At 66.1% G+C, this 19,624-nt stretch carries 11 protein-coding genes; 4 read left to right on the top strand and 7 right to left on the bottom strand.

Annotation, left to right across the window (positions count from 1 at the left end; translation table 11 throughout):
* The first annotated feature begins 38 nt into the window (after window positions 1-38).
* Window positions 39-860, top strand: coding sequence for a trypsin-like serine protease (locus tag QOL57_RS16745; protein ID WP_089235701.1), 822 nt, complete (start codon window positions 39-41; stop codon window positions 858-860).
* 45 nt (window positions 861-905) lie between these two features.
* On the opposite strand, the gene QOL57_RS16750 is transcribed toward QOL57_RS16745, so the two are convergent.
* The 3 genes from QOL57_RS16750 to QOL57_RS16760 all read right to left on the bottom strand — a co-directional run bounded on the left by QOL57_RS16750 (window position 906) and on the right by QOL57_RS16760 (window position 10,470).
* Complete coding sequence (locus QOL57_RS16750) at window positions 906-1,397, bottom strand: hypothetical protein (RefSeq protein ID WP_244900590.1); 492 nt, start codon at window positions 1,395-1,397, stop codon at window positions 906-908.
* A gap of 104 nt (window positions 1,398-1,501) precedes the next feature.
* The gene (locus QOL57_RS16755) at window positions 1,502-1,738 is read right to left on the bottom strand and encodes a hypothetical protein (RefSeq protein ID WP_141134203.1); all 237 of its coding nucleotides are present in this window, start codon (window positions 1,736-1,738) and stop codon (window positions 1,502-1,504) included.
* 20 nt (window positions 1,739-1,758) lie between these two features.
* Complete coding sequence (locus tag QOL57_RS16760; RefSeq protein WP_089235699.1) at window positions 1,759-10,470, bottom strand: glycoside hydrolase family 94 protein; 8,712 nt, start codon at window positions 10,468-10,470, stop codon at window positions 1,759-1,761.
* A 201-nt stretch (window positions 10,471-10,671) separates the two neighbouring features.
* Here QOL57_RS16760 and QOL57_RS16765 point away from each other — a divergent pair, with 201 nt between their 5' ends.
* Window positions 10,672-13,323, top strand: a complete 2,652-nt coding sequence (locus tag QOL57_RS16765; RefSeq protein WP_089235698.1) for an excinuclease ABC subunit UvrA — start codon at window positions 10,672-10,674, stop codon at window positions 13,321-13,323.
* 15 nt (window positions 13,324-13,338) lie between these two features.
* Here QOL57_RS16765 and QOL57_RS16770 read toward each other — a convergent pair whose 3' ends face one another.
* Window positions 13,339-14,304, bottom strand: a complete 966-nt coding sequence (locus QOL57_RS16770) for an AraC family transcriptional regulator (RefSeq protein ID WP_198512171.1) — start codon at window positions 14,302-14,304, stop codon at window positions 13,339-13,341.
* A 103-nt stretch (window positions 14,305-14,407) separates the two neighbouring features.
* On the opposite strand from QOL57_RS16770, the gene QOL57_RS16775 reads away from it, so the two are divergent.
* The gene (locus QOL57_RS16775; protein ID WP_089235696.1) at window positions 14,408-15,652 is read left to right on the top strand and encodes an MFS transporter; all 1,245 of its coding nucleotides are present in this window, start codon (window positions 14,408-14,410) and stop codon (window positions 15,650-15,652) included.
* Between the two features lie 24 nt (window positions 15,653-15,676).
* Here QOL57_RS16775 and QOL57_RS16780 read toward each other — a convergent pair whose 3' ends face one another.
* The gene (locus tag QOL57_RS16780; RefSeq protein WP_089235695.1) at window positions 15,677-16,621 is read right to left on the bottom strand and encodes a LysR family transcriptional regulator; all 945 of its coding nucleotides are present in this window, start codon (window positions 16,619-16,621) and stop codon (window positions 15,677-15,679) included.
* Between the two features lie 116 nt (window positions 16,622-16,737).
* Here QOL57_RS16780 and QOL57_RS16785 point away from each other — a divergent pair, with 116 nt between their 5' ends.
* Complete coding sequence (locus QOL57_RS16785; RefSeq protein ID WP_089235694.1) at window positions 16,738-17,769, top strand: NAD(P)-dependent alcohol dehydrogenase; 1,032 nt, start codon at window positions 16,738-16,740, stop codon at window positions 17,767-17,769.
* Between the two features lie 61 nt (window positions 17,770-17,830).
* Here QOL57_RS16785 and QOL57_RS16790 read toward each other — a convergent pair whose 3' ends face one another.
* Together QOL57_RS16790 and QOL57_RS16795 are read right to left on the bottom strand one after the other, a co-directional pair.
* Window positions 17,831-18,841, bottom strand: a complete 1,011-nt coding sequence (locus QOL57_RS16790; protein WP_089235693.1) for an NADP-dependent oxidoreductase — start codon at window positions 18,839-18,841, stop codon at window positions 17,831-17,833.
* Window positions 18,838-19,617 carry an SDR family oxidoreductase gene (locus QOL57_RS16795; RefSeq protein ID WP_089235692.1) on the bottom strand — a complete coding sequence of 260 codons (780 nt, stop codon included), beginning with the start codon at window positions 19,615-19,617 and terminating at the stop codon, window positions 18,838-18,840. The genes QOL57_RS16790 and QOL57_RS16795 overlap by 4 nt, the downstream gene beginning before the upstream one ends.
* Window positions 19,618-19,624 lie beyond the last annotated feature (7 nt).

A 19,624-nucleotide genomic window follows, 5' to 3' on the forward strand; every position in this document is an offset into this window, starting at 1 on the left:
GCTAGGCTTGGGGGATGATCACAAGGATGAAGGCTTCGATGAATCGCTGGTTCTTTCTGGTAATTGCCGCACTCCCGCTCGCTGCCGGGGCCATCGTCATCCGCGATGATGTGGACGATGCGAGGTACCGCATCGAAGGATCCGACTTTCCTGCACTGGCAGACATGCCGGGAGAAGGGCATGGCGTACTCATCGCCCCACGCTGGGTGGTAACCGCAGCACATGCCGCACCGATGGAGGGGATGGGAGCAACAATCTCCATCAATGGAAGGGACTACGGCGTGGAGCGCGTGTTCCTGCATTCCGACTACAGGAGAATGCCTGAGGCCTTGGGCAAGGAGGCGCTGGCAACGGGAAATCCCGCCAAGATCCACGCGTTCCTGGCCGAAACGGATGACATCGCACTGATCAGGCTTCAGGCACCCGTAAATGATGTACAGCCCGTGCCGCTCTATCGAGGCACCGCTGAGGTCACACAGATCGCAGCGCTGATAGGGAAGGGCGCCACAGGCAATGGCGCCGTTGGGCTGGTGCCGGGCGGGCCGCATCGCACGACGCTGCGGCGTGCATACAACGCCATTACTGGCGGTAACGATCGGTATCTCTGGTACCGGTTCGATGCTCCTCCGCATGGTCTGCCGCTTGAAGGCGTGCTGGGAAACGGCGACAGCGGCGGCCCACTGCTCATCAAGAATCACGGAACCTTGCAGCTGGTGGGCCTCGGTTCCTGGATCACTGCCATTCCAGAGCACGCGCTTGAAGCGGGCTTCTATGGCCAGGTGGTCTACAACGTACGTGTATCGCGCTACATCGACTGGCTCGAGAGCGTAATGCGCACCAGCGATGATGCGTCACACTGATCCTCCGTTCGCCTCGATCTTTGGCAGGTAGTCGCGGCGGAACGCTCAGCGCATCGCGCATGTCGTCGAGGTGGACCGCGGGGCGGGAACCCGCCAGACCTCTTCGCCCTCCTCGTCATCGCCGACGTAGAACGCGATGCGCCCATCCTCCTCGTAGCGGAGAGTAGGGCTGAAGGTAATGGTGTCGATTTCGCTGCCCTTGCCGATGAAACGCATTTCGCCGCCACAGACAAAGTTCGAACCGGGCGCCTCTCCCAGCGCGCCACAGTTCAGTGGCGAGGATTCGGCACGCACCAGCTGCTTTACCCGAGGCTGGATGCGCCCTTGGTCGGCCAGTTCGCAGAAGTAGTCGGCGATGGTGTTTCGCACCTGCGCCTGCGAGGGCATCCACGATGGGCAACCGGATGCATCACCTTTGCAGCTGCTTGCCGGAGCGGTGGAGGCAGGCTGCGTGGACGGTGCTGCGATCGCCGTGGAGAGAGACAGCAGGGATGTCGCAATGACAAGTTGCAGGCGAGTGAAAACGAACATGCGCATCTCTGGAAACTCGAGATCGACATCCTAACGCAGGGAGCCCGACTCGGCCTTTGCTCGAGCTGCTTCTGCAGCGAGGGGGATCAGCGTCGCGATGGTACCAACCCTCATTCCCCTGGCTTCCTCGGCGGCAGGCAGTCGTCACGTTCGTGCCAGAGCGGCAGCGCCAGCGCATGGCGCTTCAGCATGGCCTGGATGCACGCGTGCGCGTGGTCCCTTTCCGCGTGCTCACACTGGTCCAGAATCTCTGCAGCCAGCGTTTCAAACTGCGGCCAGAACTGCGCCGGATGGCGCACCTGCGCCAACCAGTGCACCAGCATGTCGGCCAGTGCATCAAGCTGCACCTGTATTTCGGGGCGAACGTTCATCCCGGGGTCGCACTCAGGTCAAGCGCGACCCGGTAGTGATGACCATCGTCGCGGAGCAGGACGGTGAGGCCCGGCTGCAACATGCCATCCACATGCAGCGTTGGCTGGCCCTGCGCAGTGCGGGTCACCACGAACTCGTAGAAGCTGCGACCGAAGCGGTAGCTCAGTTCGAAGGACGGCCAGTGATCGGGCAGGCACGGTGCAAGCGACAGACGATCACCTTCACGACGTATGCCCAGCAGGGATTCCACCAGCAGGCGGTACATCCAGCCCGCCGACCCGGTGTACCACGTCCAGCCGCCGCGCCCGACATGCGGAGACACGGCGTATACATCGGCAGCCAACACATAGGGTTCGACGCGGTAGGTCTGCACCGCTTCCGGGTCCAGCGCGTGATTGAGCGGGTTGATCATGTCGGCCAGTTCCCAGGCACGCACCGCATCTCCCTGCTGTGCGAATGCCATCGCCGCCCACACCGCCGCGTGGGTGTACTGGCCGCCATTCTCGCGCACGCCCGGTACATAACCGCGAATGTAGCCGGGGTCCTCCGTGGTCTGGTCGAAGGGCGGATCAAGCAGCTGGATCAGCTGGGCGTCCTTTCGCACCAGATGCGTGTACAGCGAATCCAGTGCTTGCTGGGCACGCTCAGGCGCGGCAACGCCTGACAACACCGACCAGCTCTGGGAAATCGAGTCGATGCGGCATTCCTGGTTCTGTGACGAGCCCAACACGGCGCCGTTGTCGAACCAGGCGCGGCGGTACCATGCCCCATCCCAGGCATGCTGTTCCAGGTTCTGGCGCAGGCTTTCGGCCTGCTGCTGGCACCACTGCGCACGGGCGGCATCGCCACGCGCGTTGGCCAGCCCGATGAAACGGTGCAGCGTGTCATGCAGGAAGAACCCGAGCCATACACTTTCACCGCGCTGCTGGTCGCCGACGCGGTTCATGCCGTCGTTCCAATCGCCGCTGCCCATCAGCGGAAGACCGCGCTCGCCGAGCAACCGGCAGCCGCGCTCGAGGGCGCGGACGCAGTGCGCATACAGCGTGTCGCGCTGTGTCGACGGTGTAGGCAGGTCGTAATACCCTTCCTCTTCCGGCGTCACCGCGCGCCCCTCGATGAAGCCGACCACTTCGTCCAGCACGCTGGCGTCGCCGGTGACCTCCAGATAGCGGCATGCGCCCTGGGGCAACCAGAGATAGTCGTCCGAGCAGCGGGTGCGCACGCCGCGACCCTGCGGCGGATGCCACCAGTGCATCACATCGCCTTCGGTGAACTGGTGTGCAGCACACAGCAGCAGGTGTTCGCGGGTCAGGTCCGGGCGCGCGTGTACCAGGGCGAGCGCATCCTGCAGCTGGTCGCGGAAGCCGAACGCGCCGCCTGACTGATAGTAGCCACTGCGCGCCAGGTAGCGGCAGCCCAGGGTCTGGTAGACCAGCCAGCCGTTGGCCAGTGCGTCCAACGCCGGGTCCGGGGTGCGCACCTGCACCGTGGCCAGCACATTGCGCCAGTGGATGCGCACCGCGTCCAGCGCGTCGATGGCCTCCTGAGCGCCCTGGCGGCTTCGCGCCAACGCCAGCGTTTCGTCGCGGTCGCGCCCTGCGCCAAGGCGGAAGGTCGTTTCACTGCGGTCGCCCGGGGCCAGCTCCAGCGGCACCTGGATCGCCGCGCAGGGATCCAGGCCCGCACCCACCCGTGCATCCAGACGCTCGCGCCGCAACGCTGCCGGTGCGTGCAGGCTGCCGTTGCGGCCGATGAACTCCAGGCGATCACAGGTCCAGCCGCAGCCGTCGGCATCGGTGTCGAAGAAGGCCATCCGGCCGCCGAAATCGGTGCTGTAGGCGTTTCGCGCCAGCAGCGCCCCGGTCTGGTGGTCGCGTTCAGTGACCACGTGCATGCGCGACTTCGCGCGCAGGTCACCCATCACCCATTCGACGTAACCGACGGCCGACAGCCGCCGTGTCCTGCCCGACAAGTTGTGCAAGCGCAGGACCGAGAACTTCAGTGCCGCAGTGACGTCGACGAAGACCCACAACTCGCTGGCGATGCCGTCCTCTACATGCTCATAGACGGTGTAGCCGAATCCATGGCGCGTACGGTAGGCCCCGGTGCCCCTGCGTGGCAGCGGCATCGGCGACCACACACGACCCGTATCCTCATCGCGCACGTAGAAGGCCTCGCCGCCCGTGTCCGACACCGGATCATTGAGCCAGGGCGTCAAGCGGAATTCATGTGCGTTCTCGAACCACGTGTAACCCGGCGCACTCTCGCTGACGACCGTGCCCAGGCGGGCGTTCGCGATCACGTTGGCCCATGGCGCCGGCGTCGGCGCGTCTTCGCGCACCACCACGACGTATTCGCGGCCGTCCTCGCTGAAGCTGCCGGTACCGTTGTCAAACTGGCCAGTGCCGCGGTAGGGAAGGAACGGCCACGGGTCGTCCATCTCGTCGTCGTGCTCGGCACCCGGGGGCAACCCGAAGTCGGGGCTCGAATCGGCGACGATGGGCAGCCCCGGCGTCGGCTCCGACGACAGTGCCAGTTCCTCCTGCACCGCCTGACGCGTCAACGGCGGGATCCGGCGCGGGGGCAGAGGCTGACGCCCCACCTGCGCAGCCAGCGTGCCGTCCTCGTCGCTGATCACCGCCCGCGCCACCGCCTGCAACAGGATGCGGTCCTCGTGCGTCATGTTCTGCACCGGGCGCACGAAGATGCCACCGGGGCGATCAAGCAGGCCTGTTTCCGAACTGGCGGCGACCATCCCCAGAATCTGGTCCTGCAGTTCCTGCCGATAGCCGGCCTTGCTGTCGTTCCAGATGACCAGGTCGGTGTTGAGTCCCTTCTGGCGCCAATAGGCGTGCGCCTGCACCAGTTGTCGGACCAGTTCCACGTTGTCCGCATCGGTGACCTTGAGAAGCACGATGGGCAGGTCGCCCGAGATCGCATGGCTCCACAGCCCGGATTGTCCGCGCTGGTTCTGCAGCAGGACGCCGGCACCCGCGCGCAGCAGTGGACCGGCATACAGCACGTGGGCAGCCAGGCGCTCGTACAGCGCGGCCTCGGCCTGGCTCGCGTTGATCTGCCGGCGCACCACCTGGCTGTGTGTCCAAGCCAGGTCGAAGACGCGGTCGGCCAGGCGGCGGTCACGGTACTTGTCTACCAGCGCCTCGCAACCGGGGCGGTCGGCGCCGACGCCATACACCATGTCCAGCTGCACGGTCTGCTCGGGCTCAAGCACCACACGGACGCGGATCGCTACGATCGGGTCGAGCACCGAACCGTCGGTGCCGGAAAGATCGGTATCGGTGGTCAATGCCTGCGGCGTCCGCGGCGTATTGCCACGGCCGAGGAAGCGCGCACGATCGGTTTCGTAGGAGATCGCCACCACCTCGGCGTCATGGACCGCAACCAGATGGAACATCCACGGCGGCACCTCATCGTGCGAACGGGGCCGACGCGTGCACAGCACGGCCTGCTTGGCGGCCAGGATCTCGCTCTGCACGAAGAGGTTGCTGAAGGCCGGATGCGCATCGTCGGCCGCGGCGGGTGCCAGCACCACTTCGGCATAGGTGGTGATTTCCACCGTGCGCGGGCGACGGCTTCGGTTGGTCAGGCGCAGGCGCCTGAGCTCGATGTCGTCCTCAGCAGAGATGGCCACCTGCAGGTGGCTCTCGCAGCCGCGGCGCGTACCACGGAACTCCGCCTTGGCATCCGAGAAGATCGCCTCGTAATTGTCCACCGCCACGCAGGTGGGCTGGTAGGCGGCAGACCAGAACTCGCCGCTGTCCACATCGCGCAGATAGCAGAACGACCCCCAGGCATCGGTGGTGCCATCCTCGCGCCAGCGGGTGAGCGACAGGTCGCCGTAGCGGCTGTAGCCGCCGCCGGCATGGGTCAGCATGCCGTGGTAGCGTCCATTCGACAGCAGCTGCACCTCCGGGCGCGGGCCACCCGGGTCCCGCAGTACGCGCAGGGACGTCTCGTCCTCGGCCATGGCGGAGTGTTCGCCCAGCGCTTCCACCTCATGTGGATGGAATACGCCGATGCGCGGGATGCGTTCCTGCAGCAGCAGCAAGGTGGCCTGGAACTCGACATCGGCAAGGAAGCGGCGCTGCATCGGCTGGTCGCGCAACAGGTAATCCAGCGACAGCAGGCCCATGCCCTGGTGGTGGGCCATGAACGAACGCAACAGCACGTGATCGTGCCCTGGCGGCAGCCGGGCAGGGGTGTAGTCGATCGCCTCGTACATGCCAAAGCGCCCGGAGAACCCCAATCCTTCCAGCACCTGCAGATTCTGGCAGGCCGCTTCCGGCGCCACCATCAGCGCCATCATGCTGGCATAGGGCGCGATGACCCGATCCTGGCCCAGGCCGCGCTTCAGCCCCAACCCCGGCACGCCAAACGCCCGGTACTGGTAGTTCAGGCGGGCATCGACGGCGTTGTAGCCGGACTCGGACACGCCCCACGGCAGGTTCAGGGTGCGGCCGTAGACAATCTGCGCCTCGACCGCGTGCCGTGCGGTCTGGTCCAGCAGCGTGTCCGGATAGCTGGGCATCACCAGCTGCGGCATGAGGTACTCGAACATCGAGCCACTCCATGACAACAGCGTCGGCGTGCCGTTGACCTCGGTGAGCATCCGGCCAAGCGCAAACCAACTCTCCTGCGCCAACTGGCCCTGGGCGATGGCGACGAAGGCACACAGCCGCGCTTCAGAGGCCAGCAGATCGTAGAAGCTGTTGTCGAGGCGGTGGTCGTCGACGTTGTAGCCGATCGAGAGCAGGTTGCGGGTGCGGTAGAACAGGAACCCGTATTCCATCAGCGAGAACTGCCCGGCGCGGTGCGCCAAGGCCTGCAACTGCTGGATGCGCACGCGTGCATCCGCACCGACCGTGCCCGGCAGCGCGGCCAGCTGGCGCAGGGTTGGCACCGCTGCCTCGGCGTCCGCGCCGGCATCGGCAGGGAGGTCGGCCAGCGTCGCGTGGGCGGCATGGCATTCGGCGGCGAACAGGGTCGGCCAGTGCAGCTCGCCTTCCTCGGGCGATTCCGCTGCCGGCCACTGCACCAGAACGGCGTCGGCCAGATCGACCAGCTCCTGCAGACGGGCGAGGATCTGCGCCATTCCGACGGGGCGGTCGACACGCGCTGACGCCAGACGCTGGCGCAGGTGGTTGAGCACCTCGACCAGTGCCGCATCGCCGGGGCGTTGACGCTGCCGTTCCTCTTCCAGCACGCCGAGCGTATCGGCCAGGCCCTCGAAGGTGTGCGGCGCCAGCACCGGCGCGTCCACCAGCGCGAGCAGGCCCTGGCGCAGCGTCAGCAGATGCCCGGCAAGATTGCCGCTGTCCACGGTGGAAACGTAGCGCGGCGGCAGCGGTGCCAGGGTTTCGGTGTCGTACCAGTTCAGGAAGTGGCCGCGATGGCGCGGCAGCTGGTCCAACGTGTCGAAGGTGAGGGCCGTACGTTCAGCAACCGCACCCAGCTGCAGGTAGCCGAAATCCCACGCCGACAGATTGGCCAGCAGGGACAGGCCGATGTTGGTCGGCGAGGTGCGCCGCGCCACCACCAGCGACGGATGCTCCTGGATGTTGTCCGGTGGCAACCAATGATCCTGCTCGCGCACCCAGGCCTGGAAGAACGACCAGGTGCGCCGCGCCAGCCGGCCAAGGAATGCCCGCTGCGTAACGGAAAGCTCCGCCACGCTCGCAACCGGCGGCCGACCCAGCCACGCCATCAACGCCGGCGCGAAGGTCCACGCCAACAGCAAGGGCAGGGCGAGCGGCAATGCCTGCGGACGCGCGACGGCCACCACGGCCACCAGCGCGAGCGCCAGCAGCGAGGCCGGCGCCATCACCCGCCATTCCGCGCCGCGGTCGCTGCCAAGGCGACGCTCGACCTCGCTGGAGGGGTTCCACTGCAGCAGGTGGCGGCGTGTGACGGCCATGCGCCAGAGCGTGCGCAGCACCGCGTCACTGGCCAGCAACGCTTCGAAAGGCAGGCACGCAACCTGGGTCGACGCGCGCAGCAATGACTGCAACGTACCGCGCCCGACCTTGATGTAATGCGCCTCCAGCGGCGTGTCGTCCGGAACGCTCAGGGCATCGCGCAGCATGCCTATCAGCGGCGGCGCGAACCACAGCGCCAGCACCCACGCCGTCCATGCAGCAGGGTTTCCGGCATACAACCAGCCCACCGCCAGCAAGCCCAGTGCAGCGATCGGCACCAGGCTGCGGCGCAGGTTGTCCAGCAACTTGCCGCGTGACAGCAGACTGAGCCGGTTGCGTTCCCATCCCGGGCCCGGGCGCGGCGTCCACGGCATCAACCAGGGCAACAGCTGCCAGTCGCCGCGGATCCAGCGCGCACGGCGCTTGGCGTCGGCGGCATAGCGCTCGGGATAGTCCTCGTACAGGCGCACATCGCTGACCAGGCCCGCGCGTGCATAGCAGCCTTCCAGCAGGTCGTGGCTGAGGATGCGGTTCTCGGGCAGGCGACCCTCGAGCGCATGCTCGAAGGCCTCGACGTCATAGATGCCCTTGCCGACGAACGAGCCCTCGTCGAACAGGTCCTGGTAGACGTCCGAGACCATGCGCGTGTACGGATCGATGCCAGGTTCGCTGCCGAACATCCGGGCAAAACGCGAAGTGCGGCGCCGCCCCAGACTGGTGCCGACGCTGGGCTGCAGGATGCCGTAGCCCTCCACCACCCGTTGCAGCGTCGGATCGAAGCGCGGGCGGTTGAGCGGGTGCGCCAGGGTGGCGACGAAGGCGCGTGCCGCATCCCGCGGAAGTTGTGTGTCCGAATCCAGCGTAATCACGTAACGGACGCCGATCAGTGCGGCCGCGTCACCGACGATGCGCATGAACGCGGCCGCATCGCCCTGGCGGAGCAGGGCATTGAGTGCTGCCAGCTTGCCACGCTTGCGCTCGTGTCCCATCCACACGCCTTCACCCGGGTTCCATTGCCTGGGGCGGTGCAGCAGGTAGAAACGGTCGCCGCGCTCAGGCGCGTAACGCCTGTTCAACTCCTCGATCCGCGCCACGGCGTGCGCAAGCAGAGTGTCGTCCGTCGGCGCCGTGGCTTCCGCCGCGTCGAGAAAGTCCGTCAGCAGCACGAAGCGCAGCTGAGGATCGCGGTTGGCCAGGAAGCGGACTTCCAGCGCTTCCACCAGCACATCGATTCCGTCGACGCTGGACAGCATCGAGGGGACCGCGACCACGGTGGCGCAGGTGGCAGGGATGCCCTCGCTGAAATCCAGCTTGGGCAGCGGCCTGGGTGCCACCAGCACCGTCGCGGTCCAGTTCACCAGCACGATGCCCAGCTCACTGAACACCAGCAGCCCCAGCAGCGCGGCCAGCCAGAGGGGTGCCGCGCCACTGCCGGTTGCCAGCAACCCAGCGGTGGCCAGCACCGCCAGCAGGACGATCGGCAGCAGGTACAGCGCAAGCGGCACGCGATGTGCCAGTCGCCGTGCCTTGCGGTGGCGCGGTGCGGCCTCGGCCACCGCTTCAGCGGTCGCGTCCACACCTTCGCCAACCAGCCAGTAGCCCACGTGCGTGCGCGGTCCCTCCGGCGCTGTCGCCGCCCGTGCCAGGTCCAGCGCGATGGTGGCAACGCGCTCCTCTGCCATGCGGCTACCCCGGGCGATCTTCTCCACCACGTGGCGATAGGCGTCGCGGGTAGCGAAGTCCATCTGCGCATACACGGCCATCGGGTCTTCGCGCAGCCGCTGCTCCACCACACTCATGTCTTCAACAAAGGTGCGCCAGTCCATGGTGGAGAGAAAGCGCAGGCTGCCGATGCTGTTGCCGATGGATACCTGATCGGCCGCCTGCTGCTGACCCTCGGCGGCGACCAGTTCGTCGATGCGCTGCCCAGCCGCTGCCGCCCACTGTTCCAGCCACGCGACGGGCATGGCCCACGCACCACCGCGCCCATGCAGCGAGCGCGTCAGCTCGGCAATGAACGCGCCGGTCAATGGCGGCGCGGACCGTGCCATGTCCGCAACCACCAGGACCACGTCGGTCGGGGTCTCGGATGCCGCTTGATTGAGGTTGTCAGCCCATTGCGAGGCCAAGCGACGGTCGGTCCCATCGCGCATCACCCGCGCAGCCATGCGACGCAGATTCTCCAGCAGGGCCAGGCGCAGCATGATGGGCACCGCCCACAGCTCGCCCAGGCTCAGCGGCGCGAGCGACTGGTACGAGGCGATGAAGCGGCCCAGCGTATCGGCGTCAATGCGACCGTCGCCGTGCGCGATGGCCTGCATCGACAGTTCATACACCCGCGGCAACCCGGCCGATGGGCCGGAGGCAAGTGAAGGCAGCTGCCGGCTGTAGCCGCGCGGCAGATGGCGGCGCGCGGTCTGGATCTGTTCTTCGATCAGGTAGTAGTTGTCGAGCAGCCATTCTCCCGCCGGGGTTACCGGTCGCTGTTCGCGCACCACGCTGCTGAGCAGCGTATTTGCGTCTTCCAGCACACGCTCGTTCGCCTGCAGGCGATCGAGCAAGCGCTCCGGGCTGGGCCGCAACCGCACGCGATGCTGGCGTGCGAGCGCGCGGCCGTACACCTCCATCTGTTCAACGCTGTACAGCGCGGCACGCAGTGGGCCCTCGGTGGCCTCGATGGCGGGGACCGAGGCTTGTCGCTCACGCCAGCGCCAACGGACGAGACGACGCAGACGGAGCCAGCGACCAAAGAGACGACGAAGGTGGGGCATGGGTTACCGAGGGGGGAGGGCGCGTCCTGCATGGTTGCATTGCGGGTGCCGTGGTAGCCGTGAAGGCCGGGCTGTCGGCCCGTGATGCCGGAGTTGAGGCCCCAGGACGGAACTCCCTCGCCACATTCACCCCGCAGCAGCGAAAATGCATCACCGGGCGCGCTCTGATGCGCGCCGCTCACTGCCCGCAGGATCGCGAAGATGTCCAACACCCCCTTTGGCGAGTCATCATGCGCTGCCGCCGCCAGCAGTTGCGTCGAGGTACGCGGCGCGCGCGAGCACAACCTCAAGAACGTCGATGTCTCCATTCCGCGCAATGCACTGGTGGTGTTCTCCGGCGTGTCGGGCTCCGGCAAGTCATCGTTGGCCTTCGGTACCGTCTTCGCCGAGGCGCAGCGGCGCTACTTCGAGTCCGTTGCGCCGTACGCAAGGCGCCTGATCGACCAGGCGGGCGTGCCCGATGTGGATGCCATCGATGGGCTGCCGCCGGCGGTAGCCCTGCAGCAGCAGCGCGGCGCCAGCAATGCACGCTCCTCGGTGGGCAGCGTCACCACGCTGTCCAGCCTGGTGCGCATGATGTATTCGCGTGCTGGGGCATACCCAGCCCATCAGCCCATGCTGTACGCCGAGGACTTCTCGCCCAATACGCCGCAGGGCGCCTGCAGCACCTGCCACGGCCTGGGGCATGTCTACGAGGTGACCGAAGCGCTGATGGTTCCGGATCCGTCGCTGACCATCCGCGAACGCGCCATCGCTTCCTGGCCGCCGGCATGGCATGGCCAGAACCTGCGCGACATCCTGGTCACGCTGGGCTACGACATCGACATACCGTGGAAGAAGCTGCCGAAGAAGGACAGGGAGTGGATCCTGTTCACCGAGGAAACTCCCAGCGTGCCGGTCTATGCCGGCTTCACTCCTGCCGAGACCCGTGCCGCCCTCAAGCGCAAGCTGGAGCCCAGCTACATGGGCACGTACACCGGCGCCCGCCGTTACGTGCTGCACACGTTTGCCAATACCCAGAGCGCGCTGATGCGCAAGCGGGTGTCCCGCTACATGGAAGACAGGCTGTGCCCGGCCTGTCACGGAAAGCGCCTGAAGCCGGAGGCGCTCTCAGTCACCTTCGCAGGCGTGGACATCGGCGAATTCATGCGCCTTCCGCTGGATCAACTGGCGGACCTGCTGGAGCCCATCGCGCAGGGCGATTTCAGCGCACACAGCCGGGGTGAACGCACCAGCAGAAGCGCCACCCGCCGCGACCGCACCACGCGGGCAGCGAGCGGCCGTCCTGTCCATGCTTCGGCCCCCGACGTACGGCTGACCTCTGCCCTGTCGGAGGAGAAACGTCTGGCTGCACAGCGGCTTGCAGGCGGTGTCATGGCGCGTGTACACCAGCTGCGAGGCCTGGGCTTGGGGTACCTCTCGCTGGATCGCGCCACGCCAACGCTATCGGCTGGCGAACTACAGCGTCTGCGGCTGGCCACCCAGCTCAGTTCGTTTTTGTTTGGTGTGCTGTACGTGCTCGACGAGCCATCGGCCGGCCTGCACCCGGCCGACAGCAAGGCGCTGTACGACGCGCTGGACCGGCTGCGTGACGGCGGCAACTCGGTGTTCGTTGTCGAACATGATCTGGAGCTGATGCGCCGCGCGCAGTGGCTGGTGGATGTCGGCCCTGAGGCGGGCGAGCATGGCGGGCGCGTGCTCTACAGCGGCGAGCCCGAAGGCCTGCGGCACGTGCAGGATTCACGCACGGCCCGGTACCTGTTCGACCAGGTGCCTGCGGCCGCCAGCCGGCAGCGCAGCGCCAACAGCTGGCTGGAGCTGAAGGGCATCCACCGCCATAACCTGCAGGGTGTGGATGCGCAGCTGCCGCTGGGGCTGCTGACCGCAGTGACCGGCATTTCGGGCTCCGGCAAGTCCAGCCTGATGGCACAGGCACTGCCTGAGCTGATGCTGCTGCACCTGGGGCATGAGCCCGCAGACGATGGAGCGGAGGGCACGCTTACGGAAGGGCCGACCGTGATCGAGACGACGCGAGGTCAGCTTGCAGGTGATGTGGACGCCATCCAGCGGGTCGTGCAGGTGGACCAGAAGCCGATCGGCCGCACGCCACGATCCAACCTGGCTACCTATACCGGGCTGTTCGACCACGTGCGCAAGCTGTTCGCGGCGACGCCCGCCGCGCGCCGCCGTCGTTTCGATGCGGGCCGCTTTTCCTTCAACGTGGCCAAGGGCAGATGCGAGACCTGCGAGGGCGAAGGGTTCGTCAGCGTCGAACTGCTGTTCATGCCCAGCGTCTATGCACCGTGCCCCACCTGCCACGGCGCCCGCTACAACGAGGCCACGCTGAAGGTGCTGTGGAACGACCGCAACATCGCCGAGGTCCTGCAGATGACGGTAGACCAGGCGCATGCGTTCTTCATCGAGGAGGATGCCATTGCCCGCCCGCTGCAGCTGCTGAATGAAATCGGTTTGGGCTACCTGAGGCTGGGCCAGCCGGCCACGGAACTGTCAGGCGGTGAAGCACAACGCATCAAGCTGGCGACCGAGCTGCAGCGCAGCCAGCGTGGGCGCACGCTTTACGTGCTGGACGAACCCACCACCGGCCTGCATGCGTCGGACGTGGACCGGCTGCTGGTCCAGCTGCAGCGGCTGGTTGAAGCGGGAAATACGGTGGTGATGATCGAGCACGACATGCGTGCTGTCGCGCAGGCGGACTGGGTGATCGACCTCGGGCCGGGTGCGGGCGCTGCGGGTGGCACCATTGTGGCGAAGGGAACGCCGCAACAGGTGGCCCGCGCCAAAGGCAGCAGGACGGCGCCGTTCCTTGCGCGGGAGCTGGGGCAGGGCGGATGAGTGGCTGGGAGTGGACTATGGTGAGATCAAGGAGCGCCCGCGCCGAGTCGCCCCAGGAGAGTGGCCCATCACGCGCTTGTAGGCGCGACTGAACGCTGCCTGCGACGCGTAGCCAAGACGCTCTGCCACGACCTCGATGGAGAGGCTTTGGTGGGTCAGCCATTGACTCGCCAATTGCATTCGCAGCTCGGTCACGTAGCGCAGGGGCGCGGTTCCGATAACGGTCTGGAACCGGTCTGCAAAGACAGAACGTGAGATGTTGGATTCTGCAGCCAGCGCGTCGACGGTCCAGTCACGCCCAGGGTCTTTGTGCAGGGCAAGCAACGACAGCGATAGACGAGGGTCGCGCATGGCCATGACCAGGCCAGATGCGCCGTCGCACCCGCGCTCGACCCAATCACGGACGATCATCGCGGCAACTGCATCCGACAGCCGGGCGAGTATGCCGGCAAATCCAATACGTCCGGAGCACACCTCGCGCTTCATCGCGTCGACCATCGGCAACAGCCCGGGGAACTGGGTGCCATTGCCATCGGCCAACATCACCGCCGGCATCAACCTACTCAACCCTTGCATGCCACCCAGATCGAACACCATGCATCCGTGGAAAAGCACGGAGCTTGGCACGGCATGGGTGCTCGGGCACGTGTCTATCCCGTTCACCGTGTCACCCAGCGGGGCGGCGTCTATCGTTTCCAGGCACTGGACGGGATGGTCCTCGGCAGACAGCAGCGCGTGTCCTTCTCCGCGGGGAAGAAGCGCGACATCCCCGGCGGAGAGGAGGTGTTGGCTGCCGTCCTCGCCACGAAGAATCGCCGTGCCCACTGCCACGTAATGGAAGTAGGCATGCCCTGGCTTCGGGGGAAATCCAAGCCCAAAGGTCGGCCCGGTCTGAATGCGTCGGTATTGAACGCCATGCAGCCGCATGCCGGTCAGCAGCTCGCTGATCAGGTCGGTGGGCTGGGATGGAGCGTGGCTCATGAGACGCCTCGGGGTTTCGATCAAAAATACAGGCCAGACAATCATAGATCATCCGGGCGTGGCTCCCTAGACTCTCGGCTGCACGAATGCGCTGGGATCTTTGATGAGCAATAACGTAGTTGATGCCGTGGACGCGCCTGATTCTGTGGCCCGGGGTAGCGGGGAGCCGTCTTCATCGGCATGGGTGGCCGTGTTTTCGCTGGCCATGGGTGTCTTCGGGCTGCTCACGGCCGAATACCTGCCTGCCAGCCTGTTGACGCCGATGGCGTCGGATCTGGGGGTGTCGGAGGCGTTGGCCGGTCAAGCCGTGACGGTCACTGCTGTGGTGGCGCTGTTAGCTGGCCTGTTTGTCCCTCGGCTCACCCGTTCGATCGACAGGCGCCTGGTGCTGCTGGGTTTCACGGCTCTGATGATCCTCTCCAACGCTCTGGTGGCATTGTCGTCCAGCATGGGCGTGCTGCTGGTGATGCGCGTACTTCTGGGCATCGCGCTGGGCGGTTTCTGGAGCATGGCAGCGGCCGTGGCCATGCGGTTGGTGCCGCCACAACGCGTGCCTCGCGCGCTCTCCATCATCTTCAGCGGCATTGCGGTTGGCACGGTGGTGTCGGTGCCTTTGGGGAGCTACCTCGGTGGGCTGCTGGGCTGGCGCAGCGCCTTCTGGGCCGCGACCGCGGTAGGTGGACTCACGCTTGCGTTCCAGTGGTTCACGCTGCCCCGAATGGCCCCGCGCAAGGCAGCAGTTCCGGAGTCGGTGGTGGGGCTCCTGCGCCGGCCAGGCGTTGCGGTCGGCATGCTTGGCTGCGTTCTGGCGCACACCGGCCAGTACTCGCTCTTTACCTACATACGTCCTACGTTGGAGAGCCTCGGGCAGATGAGCGCGGATGGCCTGGCGCTGATTCTGCTCGGGTTCGGCGTGGCGAACTTTGTCGGAACACTACTGGCCGGCTGGCTCATGGAGCGCAGCTTGAAAGTCACGTTGGTGATCATGCCAGCCTTGGTGGGCGTAGCCGCGCTCGGCATGGTCCTGTTGCCGGTGGGCGTTGGCGGGCTGGCGATGCTGGTCGCGCTCTGGGGTCTGGCCTTCGGTGGCGTGCCGGTTGCCTGGTCGAGTTGGGTCGCGCGTGCGGTGCCTGACCAGGCCGAGAGTGCCGGCGGGATGGTGGTCGCTGCAGTGCAGTCCTCGATCGCGGCGGGGGCGGCCTTGGGTGGCCTGGTATTCGGGCTGGGGGGCATCGTTGCCGTCCTCAACGTTGCAGCGGCGGTGATGCTGCTCGCCAGCCTGCTCATTGCGTTCCGTGTCAGGGTGAGTCCGGCGACGTTGTCGGCAGGTCTGGCGTTTCACATCTAGTCGTCATCTGTCCTGAGCGTCCTATCAAGCGCCCACCTCGGGCAAGGCCGAATCCCAAGGAGCGAGCGAAAGGAAGCTGGCCAAGAGATCATCGACCGTGGCGCGGATCTTCGGCGCCAGGTCCCGCGTAGCCGGCCACAGTGCATGTATCGGCGAGCCCCTCACCCCTTCCGCCCCCAACACAGAAACCAGTTCGCCACTTCGCAACGCATCGGCCACCAGCCAAGTGGGCAGTTGGGCAATGCCCAATCCTTCAAGCGTCGCAGCGCGCAATGCTTCGCCGTCACTGATGGTATGCCTGCCATTGATCGTGACAGTCGTTGCGCGTCCGGTTTCGTCCAGCAGTGTCCAAGGCAGAATCCGACCCTGGCTGCCAAACGCGATGCAGTCGTGCGCGCCCAGATCGGCGATACGCACAGGCGTACCGCGTTCTGCCAGGTAGGCCGGTGAGGCGCAGGTGAGCACGCGCTGGTGCCCGAGATATCGCGAGGCCAGGAACGCGCTGTTACCCGGATCGCCGAGGCGCACCACCATGTCGATACCCTCCTCAAGAAGGTCGACGGCGCGATCGGAGAAGCCCACGTCGAGGCGAAGCTGGGGATGTCGTCGTGTGAGTTTCAACAAGTGCGGCATCACCCATCGCCTGCCAAAACTCACCGGCAGGCTGATGCGCAACGTGCCTGCGACCTCGCGCCTGCGCGACGCAGCGCGTGCTTCAGCTTGGTCCAGTTCGGCCAGCACCGTCAGGCAGCTCTGATAGAAGTCCGATCCCGCTTCGGTAAGGGCCAGCCGACGCGTGGTGCGCTCCAGCAGACGCACCCCCAGCCGCTGCTCCAGTGTTGCAACGCTTTTGCCGACCGCTGATTTGGTGACGCCGAGCCGCAGGGCGGCAGCGGTGAAGCTACCCGTTTCCACGGCTTGAACGAAGACGCTGATGCCTTGAAGCCGCGACGCGCTGTACGGTGCCATGGGTGGTGATTGAAGAAATAGAGTGGACAGTCTATAGCCGAAATGTGCGCCATGAAGCCAGGTAATCGCCAATAGACTGGCGCATCGCGGTAGTGCGAGATGCCAGAGGGTTGAACATGACGAACACGAAGATGAGGGTCTGGCAGCTGCCAGCCATGGGAATGGAGCATCTGGAGAGCGCGGAACGCCCGATCCCGGCGCCTGGCCCGCACGAGTTGCTGGTGAAGGTGGCTGCAGTGTCCTTGAACTATCGGGACGCGCTGGTCATCAACGGCGCGTTGCTGCCAGTGCCGCCCCCAATGCCGTTCGTGCCGGGGTCGGACATGGTGGGTGAGGTGGTTGCAGCGGGGGAGGCAACAACACGATTCACGCCCGGTGATCGGGTGCTTGGCAACTTCTGGACACAGTGGCTGGATGGCAAGCCACCCGCTGCCATGCTCCAGCACGGCCTCTCGCTGGGCGGGCCGCTGCCCGGCATGCTAGCCGAGTACGTGCTGATCCATGAAGACGTTGCGGTGGCCGCACCCGCATCCTTGTCCGACGAGGAGGCCTGCACGCTGCCGGTTGCCGCGCTCACCGCATGGTTCGCACTGGCCGAGGCAGTCCATGCGCGCGCGGGCCAGACAGTGGTGGTGCAAGGCACCGGCGGCGTGTCGCTGTTCGGCCTGCAATTTGCCACCGCCCTGGGCGCGCGGGTCATTGTCACCTCGCGTAGCGACGGCAAACTGAGCAAGACAGCAGGCCTGGGCGCCTGGGCAACCATCAACACCAGCCAGACGCCCGACTGGGCGAGCGCGGTTGTTGAACTGACAGAAGGCGAGGGCGCTGACCACATCCTGGAGATGATGGGCGGCAACAACCTGGGCCAGTCCGTGCGCGCCGTGGCCGGTGGGGGAAACATCCTCCAGATCGGCTTCATGGAGGACACCGAAATCCGCATGCCGGCCATTCCGCTGCAGCTCCGTCGCGCAACACTGCGCGGCGTCTCCGTGGGGCATCGGCGGGCATTCGAGGACATGAATCGCGCCATCGACCGGCTGGGTATCAAGCCGGTGATCGATCGGGTGTTTTCGTTCGCCGAAGTACCTGAGGCGTTTAGCCGACTTCAAGAAGGGCCGTTTGGGAAGGTGGTCATTCGGATTGCATAACGACCCGAAGCGGGCGATCCAACTGAAGGTGGCCGCACCCGCAGTTGGCCAGCGGGCCGCATTAGTCCAACCAAGGCAGCTCCACCACCACTTTGCCCTTCGCCCGCCCGCTCTCCACATAAGCCAACGCGCCCTGGGTCTCATGGAACGGGAACACCCGGTCAATCACCGGGCGGATCGCACCGGACTCGACCAACGGGGTGATCCCGCGTAACTGCTGCCCGTCGGCGCGCATGAAGACAAAGGTGTAGGTCACGCCTTTCTGACTGGCCTTGCTGCGGATGCCACGGCTGAGCAGGCGCAGGACCTGCTTGAGCGGCCAGCTGAGTCCGCGCGCGGCGGCAAAGGCCGGCGTCGGTGGCCCGGAGATGGAGATGAGATGTCCGCCCGGCTTGAGGATCTGCAGCGAGCGCTCCAGCTCCTCTTTACCCAGGCTGTTGAGCACCACATCGTAGTCGCGGAGCTCGGAGGCGAAGTGCTGCTGCCTGTAATCGATGACGACATCCGCGCCCAGCGCCTTCACCCACGCGACGTTGGCCGTGCTGGTCGTGGTCGCCACGAAGGCTCCCAGATGCTTGGCCAGTTGGATGGCCACGGTGCCGACGCCGCCGGAGCCCGCCTGGATGAAGACCTTCTGTCCTGGCTTCAGCTGAGCGGTTTCCACAAGCGTCTGCCACACGGTCAGTGCGACCAGCGGCAGCGAGGCGGCCTCCACCATGTTGAGGTTGCGGGGTTTGGGCGCCACAGAGCCCGCGTTGACCGCGATGAACTCGGCGAACGTGCCGATGCGATCATCGTCGGGACGTGCATATACCTCATCGCCCGGCTTGAACTGGGAAACGCCCGCGCCCACACGCTCCACCGTACCGGCCAGGTCGTTGCCGAGAATCAGAGGCAGGCGATACGGCAGGACCGCCTTGAACTCGCCACGCCGGATCTTCGTATCCAGCGCGTTGACGCTGGCCGCGTGCACGCGGATGAGCACATCGCCGTCGCGCAGCGGCGGCGTTGCTACATCACCGACGTGCCCCGTTTCCTTCTTGCCATACCGGTCAATGAGGAAGGCTTTCATGCGCGGTAACGCTCCGCAGCCTGCGCCTGGCGGAGATCCGAGAGCAGGCCCTGGCGCGATGCCTCCAGCGTGTCCCAGCGTTCGGCCACATGCAGCGGCGGAATGGTCACGGTCTCGCGGCGATCAAAGCCGACCAGGGCGGCATCGACCAGTTCGCCAACGTCCATCACTTCGGGCAGCGTATTGATGTCGATGCCGGCACGCTCCCAGATCTCGGTGCGGGTGGCCGCCGGCAGGACGGCCTGCACGTAGACGCCCTTGGGCGACAGTTCCAGGCTGAGGCCTTGCGAGAGGAACAGCACGAAGGCTTTGGTCGCGCCGTAGACGGTCATGCCAAGTTCCGGTGCCAGGCCGACTACCGAGCCGATGTTGACGATTGCGCCTTCGCCGGCGGTGGCCAATCGCGGTGCAATGGCAGCGGCCAGGCGCGTCAGAGCGAGGGTGTTCAGTGTTACCAGTTGGTCGATGCTGTCGGCCGATTGCGCGGTGAAGCCGCCGGACTGGGCGATGCCTGCGTTGTTGATCAGGATGCCGATACGGGCATCGTCACGCAGGCGGGCTTCCACGGCGGCCAGATCGGTGCGCTGGGTGAGGTCGGCCGGCAGGACCTCTACGGCCACCCCGGTGTCCTGGCGCAGGCGCGCGGCCAATGTTTCCAGGCGCGTCTTGTCGCGCGCAACCAGCACCAGGTCGTGGCCGCGGCGTGCGAAGCGTTCGGCGTAAACGGTGCCGATGCCGCTGGAGGCGCCGGTGATGAGGACGGTGGGAAGGCTCATGGTGTAT

Source organism: Stenotrophomonas sp. yr243, from assembly GCF_900184195.1.
Lineage (GTDB): Bacteria > Pseudomonadota > Gammaproteobacteria > Xanthomonadales > Xanthomonadaceae > Stenotrophomonas > Stenotrophomonas lactitubi.